Annotated in this window: 14 protein-coding genes and 1 other annotated feature; of the genes, 13 read left to right on the top strand and 1 reads right to left on the bottom strand. The window is 42.3% G+C overall.

Annotated elements, in window-relative coordinates; translation table 11 throughout:
- From infC (GKR74_RS13915) to ihfA, 7 genes are all read left to right on the top strand, one after another.
- Complete coding sequence (infC, locus tag GKR74_RS13915; RefSeq protein ID WP_071992134.1) at positions 1–540, top strand: translation initiation factor IF-3; 540 nt, start codon at positions 1–3, stop codon at positions 538–540.
- A gap of 288 nt (positions 541–828) precedes the next feature.
- Positions 829–1,368, top strand: coding sequence for a translation initiation factor IF-3 (gene infC / locus GKR74_RS13910; protein ID WP_071992133.1), 540 nt, complete (start codon positions 829–831; stop codon positions 1,366–1,368).
- 93 nt (positions 1,369–1,461) lie between these two features.
- Entirely contained in the window at positions 1,462–1,659 is a 198-nt protein-coding gene (rpmI, locus tag GKR74_RS13905) for a 50S ribosomal protein L35 (protein WP_004263702.1), read from the top strand.
- 44 nt (positions 1,660–1,703) lie between these two features.
- A complete protein-coding gene (gene rplT / locus GKR74_RS13900) occupies positions 1,704–2,060 on the top strand; it encodes a 50S ribosomal protein L20 (RefSeq protein ID WP_006659451.1) in 357 nt (118 codons plus the stop codon).
- A 120-nt stretch (positions 2,061–2,180) separates the two neighbouring features.
- Positions 2,181–2,311 (top strand) — a sequence feature (Phe leader region).
- Positions 2,312–2,434: 123 nt separating this feature from the next.
- Complete coding sequence (pheS, locus tag GKR74_RS13890) at positions 2,435–3,418, top strand: phenylalanine--tRNA ligase subunit alpha (protein WP_036950469.1); 984 nt, start codon at positions 2,435–2,437, stop codon at positions 3,416–3,418.
- A 14-nt stretch (positions 3,419–3,432) separates the two neighbouring features.
- Positions 3,433–5,820 (top strand): phenylalanine--tRNA ligase subunit beta, encoded by a 2,388-nt coding sequence (gene pheT, locus GKR74_RS13885; protein ID WP_154604021.1) that lies wholly within the window; start codon positions 3,433–3,435, stop codon positions 5,818–5,820.
- A gap of 4 nt (positions 5,821–5,824) precedes the next feature.
- Positions 5,825–6,121 carry an integration host factor subunit alpha gene (gene ihfA / locus GKR74_RS13880; RefSeq protein ID WP_004263721.1) on the top strand — a complete coding sequence of 99 codons (297 nt, stop codon included), beginning with the start codon at positions 5,825–5,827 and terminating at the stop codon, positions 6,119–6,121.
- A gap of 88 nt (positions 6,122–6,209) precedes the next feature.
- Here ihfA and GKR74_RS13875 read toward each other — a convergent pair whose 3' ends face one another.
- Entirely contained in the window at positions 6,210–7,358 is a 1,149-nt protein-coding gene (locus GKR74_RS13875) for a RhoGAP domain-containing protein (protein ID WP_154604020.1), read from the bottom strand.
- A 122-nt stretch (positions 7,359–7,480) separates the two neighbouring features.
- Between GKR74_RS13875 and btuC the strand changes: the two genes are divergently transcribed.
- From btuC to arnD, 6 genes are all read left to right on the top strand, one after another.
- The gene (gene btuC / locus GKR74_RS13870; protein ID WP_154604019.1) at positions 7,481–8,485 is read left to right on the top strand and encodes a vitamin B12 ABC transporter permease BtuC; all 1,005 of its coding nucleotides are present in this window, start codon (positions 7,481–7,483) and stop codon (positions 8,483–8,485) included.
- 1 nt (position 8,486) lies between these two features.
- A complete protein-coding gene (locus GKR74_RS13865) occupies positions 8,487–9,254 on the top strand; it encodes a vitamin B12 ABC transporter ATP-binding protein BtuD (RefSeq protein WP_154604018.1) in 768 nt (255 codons plus the stop codon).
- Positions 9,255–9,378: 124 nt separating this feature from the next.
- Positions 9,379–10,524 (top strand): UDP-4-amino-4-deoxy-L-arabinose aminotransferase, encoded by a 1,146-nt coding sequence (gene arnB, locus GKR74_RS13860; protein ID WP_154604017.1) that lies wholly within the window; start codon positions 9,379–9,381, stop codon positions 10,522–10,524.
- Complete coding sequence (arnC, locus tag GKR74_RS13855) at positions 10,524–11,516, top strand: undecaprenyl-phosphate 4-deoxy-4-formamido-L-arabinose transferase (RefSeq protein ID WP_036950457.1); 993 nt, start codon at positions 10,524–10,526, stop codon at positions 11,514–11,516. Before arnB ends, arnC begins: the two co-directional genes overlap by 1 nt.
- Positions 11,516–13,501, top strand: a complete 1,986-nt coding sequence (gene arnA / locus GKR74_RS13850) for a bifunctional UDP-4-amino-4-deoxy-L-arabinose formyltransferase/UDP-glucuronic acid oxidase ArnA (RefSeq protein ID WP_108479020.1) — start codon at positions 11,516–11,518, stop codon at positions 13,499–13,501. Before arnC ends, arnA begins: the two co-directional genes overlap by 1 nt.
- A complete protein-coding gene (arnD, locus tag GKR74_RS13845; protein ID WP_154604016.1) occupies positions 13,501–14,394 on the top strand; it encodes a 4-deoxy-4-formamido-L-arabinose-phosphoundecaprenol deformylase in 894 nt (297 codons plus the stop codon). Before arnA ends, arnD begins: the two co-directional genes overlap by 1 nt.
- The last annotated feature ends 2 nt before the right edge of the window (positions 14,395–14,396 follow it).

Here is a 14,396-nt window from a genome sequence, read left to right as displayed (position 1 = left end):
ATTAAAGGCGGAAAAAAACTCCCAACAGCACGCCCGAATCGTATTAACGAAGAGATCCGTGCAACTGAAATCCGTGTTACTGGCATTGACGGTGAACAACTTGGTGTAATGAGTGTGCGTGACGCACTTGCCAAAGCGGAAGAAGCTGGTGTTGATTTAGTTGAAATCAGCCCAAACGCAGAGCCACCAGTTTGTCGTATCATGGATTACGGCAAGTATCTTTATGAGAAGAGTAAATCTCAGAAAGAGCAGAAAAAGAAACAAAAAGTTGTTCAAGTGAAGGAAATTAAATTCCGTCCGGGAACAGATGAAGGAGACTACCAAGTTAAATTACGTAGCCTCATTCGTTTCTTAGAAGATGGTGATAAAGCGAAAATCACACTGCGTTTCCGTGGTCGTGAAATGGCTCATCAACAAATCGGTATGGAGATGCTTAACCGCATCAAAGCTGATTTAGAAGAGCTAGCCGTCGTTGAATCATTCCCTTCACGTATTGAAGGTCGCCAAATGATCATGGTGATGGGACCTAAGAAAAAATAATAGGTCATGATTAAGAACGCGAGTGGGGGATTGCACCTCACTCGCGTTTTTTTATTGTTAGACTTGGCTATTTACATGATCCTCTGCGAATAATTTGAATATCTGCTTGAGTAATCTCACAATAAGCAGTAAAATCCGCGGTCGAATCGCTTTGTAAAACTCGCTTTGTTTGAGTTAGAGCCAAAAAAGAATATCGCGTTTGGGTAATAAATTGTTTAAAAAGACATTACCGAGGCGCTTGCTTTAGAGAATGTAGCAAATCTCTTTATCCAGTTGGAGGAATGAAGTATTAAAGGCGGAAAAAGAATCCCATCAACACGACCAAATCGTATTAATGATGAAATTCGTGTTCCTGAAGTCCGTTTAACCGGTTTAGACGGCGAACAGTTAGGCATCATGAGCGCACGTGAAGCGCTTGAAAAAGCTGAAGAAGCAGGTGTTGACCTCGTAGAAATCAGCCCAAATGCTGAACCGCCAGTTTGTCGTATTATGGATTACGGCAAATTCCTTTATGAGAAGAGCAAGTCTCAAAAAGAACAGAAAAAGAAACAAAAAGTTGTTCAGGTGAAGGAAATTAAATTCCGCCCTGGTACAGATGAAGGTGATTATCAGGTCAAACTACGCAACCTGATTCGCTTTCTAGAAGATGGTGATAAAGCGAAAGTAACACTGCGTTTTCGTGGTCGTGAAATGGCTCACCAGCAAATCGGTATGGAAATGCTTAACCGCATCAAATCTGATTTGGAAGAGTTAGCATCTGTTGAATCATTCCCTTCGAAGATTGAAGGGCGTCAAATGATTATGGTGCTAGCACCTAAGAAGAAATAATTAGGCAACCAAGTAATAGTTTCACAGTAATGTGAGTATTATTCGCCTAATTAATTCGTAGTTAATCACAATGCGAAGTTGGAAATAAAAGAAATGCCAAAGATTAAAACTGTACGTGGCGCAGCAAAGCGCTTTAAAAAAACTGCAGGCGGTGGCTTTAAGCGTAAGCATGCAAACCTTCGTCACATTCTGACTAAAAAGTCTACTAAGCGTAAACGCCATTTACGTCCGAAAGGAATGGTATCTAAGGGCGATCTGGGTCTGGTTGTTGCTTGCCTGCCTTACGCATAAGTAAACATTTAGTTAATTAAGAATAAAGACGATAGGAGATAGCTATGGCTCGCGCAAAACGTGGTGTAATCGCACGTGCACGTCACAAAAAAATCATGAAACAGGCGAAAGGTTACTATGGTGCACGTTCACGTGTTTACCGCGTAGCATTTCAAGCGGTAATCAAAGCTGGTCAATATGCTTACCGTGACCGCCGTCAACGTAAACGTCAGTTCCGTCAACTGTGGATCGCGCGTATCAACGCTGCGGCTCGTCAGAACGGTCTGTCTTACAGCCGTTTCATCAATGGCTTGAAAAAAGCTTCAATTGAAATCGACCGTAAGATCTTAGCAGACATCGCAGTTTTCGATAAAGCAGCATTCACTGCTTTAGTTGAAAAAGCAAAAGGCGCTTTAGCTTAATGTTTGCTTGAAAAGAGGAAGGAAACTTCCTCTTTTCATTTATAATGTTTGTATTAAAAATCAGCTTGTGTTAATACTTTCAGTCAATATTAGTCACTTTAAACCTGTGTTTTTGAGACTCTTTTAATGAACAACGTTATTTTTCGTTTCTTTTTTTACTTTAGCACCTGAATCTCGGGGGCTTTTGCGTATAGCGAGTAGAATAGAAACGAAAAGTTACGCTAAAGCCTCCGTCAGGAGGCTTTTTTGTTTTTGGTTTGATAGAAAATACAGTAAAATCAGTCAGGTATTCACATCTTATTAATATGATTTGTGAAATTTGATAAATTTAGTGAATAACTAGCAAAAGACCGAGTGGTCATAAAGGGGAAACAATGCCACATCTCGCTGAATTGGTTGCACAGGCAAAAGCAGCCATTGAACAGGCCCAAGATGTTGCGACGTTAGAGTCAGTGCGTGTTGAATTTTTAGGCAAAAGCGGCCACTTCACACTCCAGATGAAAACGTTGCGTGATCTGCCTGCGGATGAACGCCCAGCAGCAGGGGCTGTGATTAATGAAGCTAAAGTCCAAGTTCAAGATGCACTGAACGCCCGTAAAGATGCAATGCAAGCCGATATTCTGAATGCACGTTTAGCATCAGAAAAAATCGATGTTTCATTACCGGGCCGCCGTATGGAAAATGGTGGATTACACCCAGTAACTCGCACCATTCAGCGAATTGAAGAATTTTTTGGTGAATTAGGTTTTTCTGTTGAGACAGGGCCTGAAATCGAAGATGACTACCATAACTTTGACGCTCTGAACATTCCTGCTCATCACCCAGCGCGTGCTGATCACGATACTTTTTGGTTTGATGCGAAACGTTTATTACGTACCCAAACATCCGGTGTGCAGATTCGTACGATGAATGGTCAGCAGCCACCTATCCGCATCATTGCGCCAGGCCGTGTTTATCGTAATGACTACGACCAGACTCATACCCCAATGTTCCACCAAACTGAAGGTCTGATTGTTGATAAAGACATTAGCTTTACCAACTTAAAAGGTACACTTCATGACTTCCTGAACAACTTCTTTGAAGAAGAAGTTCAAGTTCGTTTCCGTCCTTCCTATTTCCCGTTCACTGAGCCTTCTGCTGAAGTTGATGTTATGGGTAAAAACGGTAAGTGGCTGGAAGTATTAGGTTGCGGTATGGTTCACCCTAATGTATTACGCAATGTCGGTATTGACCCTGAGGTCTACTCTGGATTTGCATTCGGTATGGGAATGGAGCGCTTAACCATGTTGCGTTATGGCGTATCTGACCTTCGTGCATTCTTCGAAAACGATCTTCGTTTCCTCAAACAGTTTAAATAAGGCGGGTCTATCTCATGAAATTCAGTGAACTATGGTTACGCGAATGGGTGAACCCGGCGGTAAGCAGTGAAGAATTATCAGACCAGATCACAATGGCGGGTCTGGAAGTTGATGGTGTTGAAACCGTTGCGGGTCAATTCCACGGCGTTGTTGTGGGTGAAGTTGTTGAATGTGGACAACACCCTAACGCAGATAAACTGCGTGTCACGAAAGTGAATGTCGGCGGCGATCGCTTATTAGATATCGTATGTGGTGCACCAAACTGTCGCCAAGGCTTACGTGTTGCCGTGGCAACCGTTGGAGCTGTATTACCGGGTGATTTCAAAATTAAAGCGGCGAAATTACGTGGCGAGCCATCAGAAGGCATGCTGTGCTCATACTCTGAGTTAGGTATTTCTGATGACCACAGCGGCATTATTGAATTACCACAAGACGCGGTTATTGGTACTGACATCCGTGAATATCTAAAATTAGATGATCACGCGATTGAAATCAGCATTACACCAAACCGTGCAGATTGCTTAAGTATCTTAGGTGTGGCGCGTGATGTAGCGGTTATCAACAAATTAGATTTAGTTGAACCTGCAATTAGCCCAGTAGCTAGCACAATTAAAGACACGTTCCCAATTCGTGTTGAAGCACCTGCTGCCTGCCCACGCTTCTTAGGTCGTGTGATCAAAAATATCGATGTTAGCGCACCAACGCCAATGTGGATGAAAGAGAAACTGCGTCGTGGCGGTGTTCGCTCGATTGATGCCGTTGTCGACATCACAAACTATGTTCTGTTGGAATTAGGTCAACCACAACACGCTTATGATTTAGATCGTTTAAATGCCGCTATCGTTGTGCGTATGGCGAAAGATGAAGAGAAGTTAGTTCTGCTAGACGGTACAGAAGCTACTCTGAAATCTGACACGCTAATTATTGCTGATGAAACTCAAGCTTTGGGTATCGCGGGCATCTTTGGTGGTGAGCACTCCGGTGTTAACACTGAAACCAAAAATATTTTATTAGAATGCGCATTCTTCGAACCACTGGCTATCACTGGCCGTGCTCGTAATTACGGTCTGCACACTGATGCTTCACACCGTTTTGAACGAGGTGTTGACTCACAGCTACAATTTAAATCGATGGAGCGTGCAACTGCGTTGATCGTGGAAATTTGTGGCGGTGAAGTTGGTGAAATCATTGACGTTTCTAGCGAAGCACATTTACCGAAACCAGCAAATATTAAGCTGACGCGTAAAAAATTAGACCGTTTAATCGGTCATGTGATCGCAGACGAAACGGTGACCGATATTCTGACGCGTTTAGGTTGCCAAGTACAAGTTTCCGCGGATTGCTGGGATGTTGTGGCGCCAAGCTGGCGTTTCGATATGCAAATCGAAGAAGATTTAGTTGAAGAAGTCGCTCGCGTATACGGATATAACAATATCCCAGACGTACCGCTGCGTGCTGATTTGATTATGACTGACCATAAAGAAGCTAATTTACCGCTGAAACGTATTAAAGCGATGTTAGTTGACCGTGGTTATCAAGAAGCGATTACTTATAGCTTCGTAGACCCTAAAATTCAAAGCCTATTACATCCGCAGGAAGAAGTACTTTCCTTGCCAAATCCAATTTCAGCGGACATGTCCGCAATGCGTTTGTCTCTGTTGACTGGTTTATTAGGCACTGTGGTCTATAATCAAAATCGTCAACAAAACAGAATTCGTTTATTTGAGACAGGTCTACGCTTTACGCCTGATAATCAAGCAGAATATGGTATTCGTCAGGAAAACATGCTGGCGGGTGTGATCACGGGCAACAAATTCGATGAACATTGGTCATTAGATAAACAAGTTGTTGACTTCTTTGATTTAAAAGGTGATCTTGAAGCTGTTTTTGAATTGACTGGAAAACTAAATCAAATTACATTTAAATCTGAAGCACATCCAGCACTACATCCTGGGCAAAGTGCTGGGATTTATCTGGAAAATGAACATATTGGCTTTATCGGTGTTGTTCACCCAGAACTAGAACGTAAACTCGATTTAAATGGTCGTACAGTCGTGTTTGAAGTTCGTACTGATGCAATCGCACAGCGTGTTATTCCAGAAGCGAAAGCGATTTCGCGTTATCCGTCGAACCGTCGTGACATTGCTGTGGTTGTGCCAGAAACTGTAGCAGCTGCCGAAGTTTTAGCAGAATGTAAAAAAGTTGGCATAAATCATATAGTTGGCATAAACTTATTTGATGTGTATTGTGGTGAGGGGATAGCAGAGGGTTATAAGAGTCTCGCTATCAGTCTCGTCTTCCAAGATACCCAGCGTACCATGGAAGAAGAAGAGATTACCGCGACCGTTGATCTGTGTGTTGCTGCGTTAAAACAGCGATTCCAAGCCTCCTTGAGGGACTAAACTTATGGCGCTTACTAAAGCTGAAATGTCAGAAAATTTGTTTGAAAAACTAGGTGTTAGCAAACGTGATGCGAAAGACCTTGTTGAAACTTTCTTTGAAGAGGTTCGCCTTTCCTTAGAAAACGGTGAGCAAGTTAAATTATCTGGATTCGGTAACTTTGATTTACGTGATAAAAATCAACGTCCCGGTCGTAACCCTAAAACTGGGGAAGATATTCCAATCACTGCTCGTCGTGTTGTTACTTTCCGTCCAGGCCAAAAATTAAAAAGCCGCGTGGAAAAAGCAACGCCAAAAGAGTAATCCTATTCTCTGAATAGCAGAGTAATAAAAAAGACCGCCTAGGCGGTCTTTATTTTTAAGTAAAACATTTTTAAGTAAAAGACATCTTTTAAATACGGTGAAATAGACTTTTCTCTTGATGGATTAACGCGGCAATATAATTTTCAGCGAGTTTAGTTACTTCAGCTTCTTTTCGAAGCTCAGCAAGAGATTCCTGACTATTATGTTGCGGTGTACTGCTTGTATTGATCAAGTGCGGTGCGAAAATCATAGCTAAATTTCTGATGGACATTTTATGGGATGCCTCATCATTGGAAATGAGAGCGCAAAAGCGAGTAACAAGTTGCAATGTTAATGGCGGTGGTGCTAGGCGACTCAATGCACTGTGGATCCTTTTGTCGCAGTTTTTTAAAATCGAAGGGGCTTTATTTTTTAATTGTTCACTATTTTTAATTTGTTGGGTCACATCTTCTTTGTTTTTAACTGCATCAGCACAAGCTTGTAAATCATCAAATGAAATATCTGATTTGAAGTCGATGTTGTTAGTTTTTCTGAGTAATTCCCCAGCTATTTTTTTAAACGCGCTGGTTAATGTTTGTAAAGAACAGTTCACGGCGAGTGTAAGATGGCCATTCGGGTCATTTATCATATTAACGAGTTCACTGACAGCATTTTTGCTACCTTCAGTACGAAGTATACCTTCACTTGTTGCATACTCATTATGTTTAAGAATCTTACAACCAAGCAGGTTAATGGCGTGATTTTTCTCTCTATCTATGTCAGAAAGACGGTCATAATTATTAATGAGTAGCTCATTGCTTTGCTGCAATTTATCGGTTTCGTTTTTTCGTGTTTTTTCTGCACGCTGGGCTTTATGTTGAGCGACTGCGTTTAATGCAGCAGCTCGTGCCGCATCGACTCGAGGATTCCCGGTTAAACCCGCTTTGGGAATGATGCCATCTTGAGGTGATAAGTTTTTTGCGGAAGTTTCATCTGCAAAGGAAACCGCGCGAGATGATGCCCCCTTGTTCGGAAGGCTAATCATAACAAAGGCTTCATCTGAAACAGTTTTTTTCTTGCTTACTTGTTTGCTTTGGCAACTAAAAAGTAAAGAAAAAAAGCTAGTAAATGATTGAGTTACTTTTCTTAGCGATGTTTTAAAATGGCTGTTAGCCTTATTTTCAGTTTGGCCAGTTTCTTTTACGTCGAATGTAGAGAGCGATGATTTGGGGGAATTATTAACTGTGCTTAGTGCCATATGCAAACCCTCATTGTGGTTAAAAGTGGAATTAAAATTGGCAGCAGTTTAAATTTTTTCTTATGCTCTCTCTTATATAAAACGCGCTTATTTTTTAATGAAAGATAATTATTGTAAATGTAATGACTATTTCCTTGAAAAACTTACAAAAAAAACAACATCAATCCGATATGGGGTTGATTATTTTGTTGTTACTGAGTCTTTGTATCATTGCAATGCTATCGCTCAGTGCAGGGGAAATTTGGTATTGGCCGAACCAATGGATGGATGATTCTGCACAATTATTTGTCTGGCAAATTCGCTTACCTCGACTTCTTGCAGTTATCACCATTGGTGCATCATTGGCAGTAACGGGCGCCATTATGCAAGCATTATTTGAGAACCCATTGGCGGAACCGGGATTGCTAGGGATCAGTAATGGTGCTGGAGTTGCGGTTGTTTTTACTGTATTGCTCTCCTCAGGAGTTACCTACTATTGGTTAGTTAGCATAAGTGCCATTATTGGCGCTTTAGTCCTCACGGGCGTTTTACTCTATTTTGCTCGTCATCAACATTTGAATAATGCCAGCTTATTATTAGTTGGTGTTGCGCTTGGTGTGATCAGCGGTGCGTGCATGACATGGATGGTCTACATGAGCAGTAATCTAGATTTACGCCAATTACTGTATTGGATGATGGGCAGCTTCAGTGGTGTTGATTGGCGTCAAATAGGATTAGTCATTGCTTGCCTCCCATTTTTATTTTGGGCCATAACTCAGGGAAGAATTTTAAATTATTTATTGCTGGGTGATATTCAAGCTTATCAATTGGGTATTTCTACGCATCGTTGGCGATTAATATTAATTATCATTACTGGAATATTAATTGGACTCAGCGTGGCAATTGCGGGGGCAATTAGTTTTATAGGATTAGTGATCCCCCATATATTAAGGCTAAGTGGGATCACTGATAACCGTTTTTTATTACCAGCCTGTGCAATTGCTGGGGCGCTAAGCTTATTAATTGCAGATTTGTTATCCCGATTATTGATAGATAATGCTGAAATTCCGATAGGCGTGATTACCGCGACCTTGGGCGCCCCTATTTTTATTTATCTTCTCGTCAAAAATCATACGTGGCGACAATAATATGAATAAAACAGTGATGATTGAAACGCAAAATCTGACTGTGGGAAGCCGGTTACGAGGTATTAACCAGCCCATTTTTGCAGGGGAGCAGATACATCTATTGGGTGCGAATGGAGCAGGAAAAAGCACATTACTTTCAGTGTTGAGTGGTTGCATATCTTACACAGGAGCGATTTTTTTTAATCGTGTGAATCTGAAAGATTATGCTGTTCAAGATCTTGCAAGGTTTCGCTCTTATCTCACACAGCAAACGGGTATTTTACCAAGTTTAAAAGTGTTTCAATACTTATCCTTGTTTATTGAGCAGCATGTCGTTCCGCCCGCAATTTTTAGCGAATTATGCGAAGATTTTCAACTTTCACCATTGCTATCTAAACCTATTAGCCAATTATCAGGTGGGGAATGGCAGCGAATTCGGATAGTCGCTGTATTTTTGCAGGTATGGGATCGGGACTGTTTGAGCGGAAAAATAATCTTATTTGATGAACCAATAAACAATTTAGATATTATTCAGCAAGGAATGCTAGATAAATGGGTGAAATGTTTTTGTCATTGCGCAGGAACAGTTATAATGAGTGGACATAATCTTAGTCATTCTTATAAAAATGCAAGTCGAATTTGGATGATGAAGAAAGGCGCGATTATCTATGAAGGTGAGCCTGACAATGTCATGACAGAAAGTCATTTGTCAGATGTATTTATGGCTGATATAAAACTCAATCAGAGCTCATCGAATAAAGTATGGCAAATTAACGATCATACTAATTAGCTAATCGTGTTCTTATTGCCCGTATCACGGCAATTATTGCAGTAATGATGACTGGTGTTGAGGTTCGGTTAAAGTAATTTTAACTAGAATATCCTATTCATAATGAAACTAGGCTACAGACAATATGAGCAATTTCCTTCCGTTTTCAAAACCAGCAATCGGGGATGAAGAGGTTAAGGCAGTAGAAAACGTTCTGCGTTCAGGCTGGATAACTACAGGCCCACAGAATCATCAATTAGAAGAAGATTTTTGCAAACGTTATGGTTGCAAGCATGCGATTGCCCTTGCATCGGCAACTGCAGGTATGCATGTTGTTTTGATGGCGCTGGGTATCGGTCCTGGTGATGAGGTTATCACTCCGTCACAAACATGGGTTTCAACTATCAATATGATTGAGCTGCTAGGTGCAACGCCAGTTATGATTGATGTTGATCGTGATACCCTCATGATTCAGCCAGAAGCAGTAGAAAAAGCCTTAACGAGCAAAACGAAGGCAATTATCCCTGTTCATTATGCGGGTGCGCCTTGTGATTTAGATGCCCTGCGTGCCATCGCGAAAAAAGCAGGTGTTTACCTCATTGAAGATGCGGCTCATGCAGTCGGAACACGTTATAAAAATGAGTGGATTGGTGAGAAGGGCACTGCCATTTTTTCATTCCATGCAATCAAAAACGTAACCTGTGCTGAAGGTGGTCTAGTCGCCACTGACGATGATGCACTTGCTCAGCGTGTTCGTGCATTAAAATTTCATGGTTTAGGTGTAGATGCGTTTGATCGCCAAATGCAAGGCCGTAAACCGCAAGCCGAAGTGGTTGAGCCAGGTTTCAAATATAACCTATCTGATATTCATGCGGCGATTGCAGTAGTACAATTATCCCGCGTTGAGTATTTAAACCAGCGTCGAGCTGAACTGACGGCACGCTACCGTGAGTTACTAAAAGACTCTCCATTACAAATGTTATCTGTGCCAGAATACCCACATTTACACGCTAACCACTTATTTATGGTACGTGTTGATGAATCTGTGTGTGGCATTGACCGCGATGCATTTATGGAGAAGCTAAAAGAGCATAATATTGGTACGGGATTACATTTCCGTGCGGCTCATACACAAAAATATTACCGCGAAAAATACCCAGAGCTGTCATTGCCAGAATCAACATGGAATAGTGCAACGCTTTGCTCATTGCCTCTGTTCCCAGACATGACTGACGCGGATGTTGAACGGGTAGTAAGTGCGATTAATACAGTCCTTTTGGAGTCAAAATAGTGTCATTAGCTGATGAATTTGATGAGATTAAAAAAGTCTCAGTGGTAATCCCTGTTTATAACGAAGAGCAAAGTTTGCCTCAACTGTTAGAACGTACGATTAAGTCCTGTAAACAACTGACTCAAGCTTATGAGTTAATTCTAGTTGACGATGGAAGTAGCGACCGTTCTGCAAAAATGTTGGTTGAAGCGGCTGAAAATCCAGATAACCATGTGATTGCGATCATTTTAAACCGCAACTATGGTCAACACTCTGCGATCATGGCGGGTTTCAATCAAGCGGATGGCGACTTAGTTATCACTCTTGATGCGGACTTACAAAACCCACCGGAAGAGATCCCTCGTTTAGTACAAACAGCGGCTCAAGGCTATGATGTTGTTGGTACTCGTCGTGCTAATCGTCAAGATTCATGGTTCCGCAAAACGGCGTCAAAAATGATCAATGCAATGATCACCAAGGCGACCGGTCGTTCAATGGGTGACTATGGTTGTATGCTGCGCGCTTATCGCCGTCACATCATTGAAGCGATGCTTCAATGCCATGAACGCAGCACATTTATTCCTATTTTAGCGAATACCTTTGCGCGTAGAACCATCGAAATTGATGTAGCGCATGCTGAGCGCGAGTTTGGTGATTCAAAATACAGCTTTATGAAGCTGATTAATTTAATGTATGACTTATTAACTTGTTTAACGACTGCGCCTCTGCGTTTGTTAAGCGTGGTTGGTAGCATTATCGCTGCTGGCGGCTTTGTGCTGGCAGTGTTGTTAATTGTTTTACGTTTACTGTTCGGTGCGAGCTGGGCAGCTGACGGCGTATTTACACTGTTTGCGATACTCTTTATGTTTATCGGCGCACAGTTTGTTGCTATGGGATTATTGGGCGAATACATCGGTAGGATCTATAATGATGTGCGCGCGAGACCTCGTTATTTTATTCAAAAAGTCGTCGGTGCAGACCTTAAAACCGACAAAAATCAGGAAGAAAACTAATGAAAGCTATTGTTTTTGCCTATCATGATATTGGCTGTGTAGGGATAAAAGCGCTTGAGAAAGCGGGTTTTGATATTCAGGCAGTATTTACACACACTGATGATCCAAATGAAAACCACTTTTACTCTTCTGTAGCTCGTGTCAGTGCAGATATGGAACTTCCTGTTTTCGCTCCAGAAAACGTTAACCACCCACTGTGGATTGAACGTATTCGTGAGATGAAACCCGATGTGATTTTCTCTTTCTACTATCGCGATATGTTAAGCGAAGAACTGTTAGCATTAGCACCGAAAGGCGCTTTCAACCTGCACGGTTCTTTACTGCCTAAATACCGTGGTCGTGCACCAATCAACTGGGCACTGTTAAATGGTGAAAGTGAAACTGGCGTAACGCTGCACAAAATGGTTGCTAAAGCTGATGCTGGCGATATCGTAGCGCAAGAAAAAGTGGCTATCACGGATACTGATACTGCCCTGACTCTGCATGCGAAAGTCCGTGAAGCAGCAGAAGTTCTGTTAGATAAAACTCTGCCATTAATCGAAGCGGGCAGCTACAAAACTGTTGCTCAAGATGAGAGCCAAGCAAGCTACTTCGGTCGTCGTTGTGCTGATGATGGTCAAATCGACTGGAGCCGCAGCGCGAAAGAAATTAGCTGCCTGATCCGCGCAGTGACTGAACCATACCCAGGCGCGTTCACCTATTTAGGTGCACGTAAAATGATCGTATGGCGTGCTCGTGTATTAGATGATAACCAAGGTAAAGCTGCGGGTACCGTATTATCTAGCGACCCACTGCGTATCGCATGTGGTCAAGGCGCACTGGAAATCGTTAGCGGTCAAAGCGAAACTGGTCTGTACATGCAAGGCAACCGTCTGGCTAACGAAATGGGCATCGTGACTGACGTTCGCGTTGGTGCTAAACCAACTGCGCAAGTTAAGCGTCGTAAACGTGTTCTGATCTTAGGTGTGAACGGCTTTATCGGTAACCACTTAACTGAGCGCCTGTTGCAAGATGACAACTACGATATCTATGGTATGGATATTGGTTCATCTGCAATTGAACGTTTCATTGGTAACCCTCGTTTCCACTTTATCGAAGGTGACGTAAGCATCCACACTGAGTGGATTGAATACCACATCAAAAAATGTGACGTTATTCTGCCACTGGTTGCTATCGCGACACCAATCGAATATACCCGTAACCCACTGCGTGTATTCGAATTAGACTTCGAAGAAAACCTGAAAGTTGTTCGTTACTGCGTGAAATACAACAAACGCATCATTTTCCCATCAACTTCTGAAGTTTATGGTATGTGTGATGATAAAGAGTTTGATGAAGACGAATCTCGTCTGATCGTTGGTCCAATCAACAAACAACGTTGGATTTACTCTGTATCTAAACAGTTACTTGACCGAGTTATCTGGGCATACGGCGCGAAAGAAGGTCTGAAATTCACCTTATTCCGTCCATTTAACTGGATGGGACCACGTTTAGACAGCCTGAACTCTGCGCGTATTGGTAGCTCACGTGCAATCACTCAGCTGATCCTGAACTTAGTTGAAGGTTCACCAATCAAGTTAGTCGATGGTGGTGCGCAAAAACGCTGCTTCACAGATATCAAAGATGGTATCGAAGCACTGTTCCGCATCATTGAAAACAAAGACGGCAAATGTGATGGTCAAATCATCAACATCGGTAACCCAACTAACGAAGCAAGTATTCGTCAGTTAGCGGAAATGCTGTTAGAAAGCTTCGAAAAACACCCGGCTCGTAGCAAATTCCCTCCATTTGCTGGCTTCCGTGAAATCGAAAGCGCTAGCTACTATGGTCAAGGTTACCAAGACGTTGAGCATCGTAAACCAAGTGTTGAAAACGCACGTCGTTTACTTGACTGGGTTCCGACGATCGACATGAAAGATACCATTGAAGAAACATTAGACTTCTTCTTACAGGGTGCTGTAGAAGAGCTGGAAAGCAAAAAATAATGAAAAAAGTTGGCTTGAGAATCGATGTGGACACCTATCAAGGTACATTGAAAGGGGTTCCTCAATTACTTAAAGTGCTCAAAGAGCATGATATTCAGGCCAGCTTTTTCTTCAGTGTAGGACCCGATAATATGGGGCGCCATTTATGGCGCCTTTTGCGTCCTAAATTTCTGTGGAAAATGCTACGGTCGAATGCGGCATCTTTGTATGGTTTAGATATTTTACTGGCAGGTACTGCGTGGCCGGGTAAAAAAATCGCCAAAGATTTAGGCTATCTGATGAAACAAACCTTGGAAGCAGGGCACGAAGTCGGCTTACATGCGTGGGATCATCAAGGATGGCAAGCCAAAGTGGCTAAATGGAGCGAGGCTCAACTCACTGAACAAGTGAAATTGGGTGTCGACGCACTGCACAACGCGACAGGTCAACGAGTCACTTGTTCAGCGGTAGCAGGGTGGCGTGGTGACGAGCGTGTACTTGAAGTTAAACAAGGGTTTAATTTTGACTACAACAGCGACTGCCGTGGAAAATTCCCATTTAGACCTATTCTACGTGATGGTTCGTTGGGAACAGTGCAAATTCCTGTGACGTTACCGACCTACGATGAAGTCGTTGGTACAGTGGTAGCGGACGAAGAATTTAATGATTTTATTCTTCAAGCAATCAAAGATGACCAAGGTGTTCCTGTTTACACTATCCATACGGAAGTGGAAGGAATGTCAAAGTCACAACAATTTTCACAATTATTGGAACGAATTAAGCAAGAAGAAATCCAATTCTGTACATTGAGTGAATTGTTGCCTGAAGACATCAATACGCTTCCAAAAGGAAGAGTGGTTCGCGCCCCATTCCCGGGACGAGAAGGTTGGCTGGGCTGCCAAGAAGAGGAATAAAA

The sequence above is a fragment of the Providencia sp. wls1914 genome (assembly GCF_009706645.1).
In the GTDB taxonomy this organism is placed as follows: Bacteria; Pseudomonadota; Gammaproteobacteria; order Enterobacterales; family Enterobacteriaceae; genus Providencia; species Providencia zhijiangensis.
This window is presented reverse-complemented; position numbering and strand designations above follow the sequence as displayed.

Coding starts and splice junctions, on each gene's coding strand:
- rpmI (WP_004263702.1), top strand. CDS start 1,462: ATGCCAAAGATTAAAACTGTACGTGGCGCAGCAAAGCGCTTTAAAAAA.
- ihfA (WP_004263721.1), top strand. CDS start 5,825: ATGGCGCTTACTAAAGCTGAAATGTCAGAAAATTTGTTTGAAAAACTA.
- arnA (WP_108479020.1), top strand. CDS start 11,516: ATGAAAGCTATTGTTTTTGCCTATCATGATATTGGCTGTGTAGGGATA.
- pheS (WP_036950469.1), top strand. CDS start 2,435: ATGCCACATCTCGCTGAATTGGTTGCACAGGCAAAAGCAGCCATTGAA.
- GKR74_RS13865 (WP_154604018.1), top strand. CDS start 8,487: ATGAATAAAACAGTGATGATTGAAACGCAAAATCTGACTGTGGGAAGC.
- btuC (WP_154604019.1), top strand. CDS start 7,481: ATGACTATTTCCTTGAAAAACTTACAAAAAAAACAACATCAATCCGAT.
- pheT (WP_154604021.1), top strand. CDS start 3,433: ATGAAATTCAGTGAACTATGGTTACGCGAATGGGTGAACCCGGCGGTA.
- arnB (WP_154604017.1), top strand. CDS start 9,379: ATGAGCAATTTCCTTCCGTTTTCAAAACCAGCAATCGGGGATGAAGAG.
- arnD (WP_154604016.1), top strand. CDS start 13,501: ATGAAAAAAGTTGGCTTGAGAATCGATGTGGACACCTATCAAGGTACA.
- rplT (WP_006659451.1), top strand. CDS start 1,704: ATGGCTCGCGCAAAACGTGGTGTAATCGCACGTGCACGTCACAAAAAA.
- GKR74_RS13875 (WP_154604020.1), bottom strand. CDS start 7,358: ATGGCACTAAGCACAGTTAATAATTCCCCCAAATCATCGCTCTCTACA.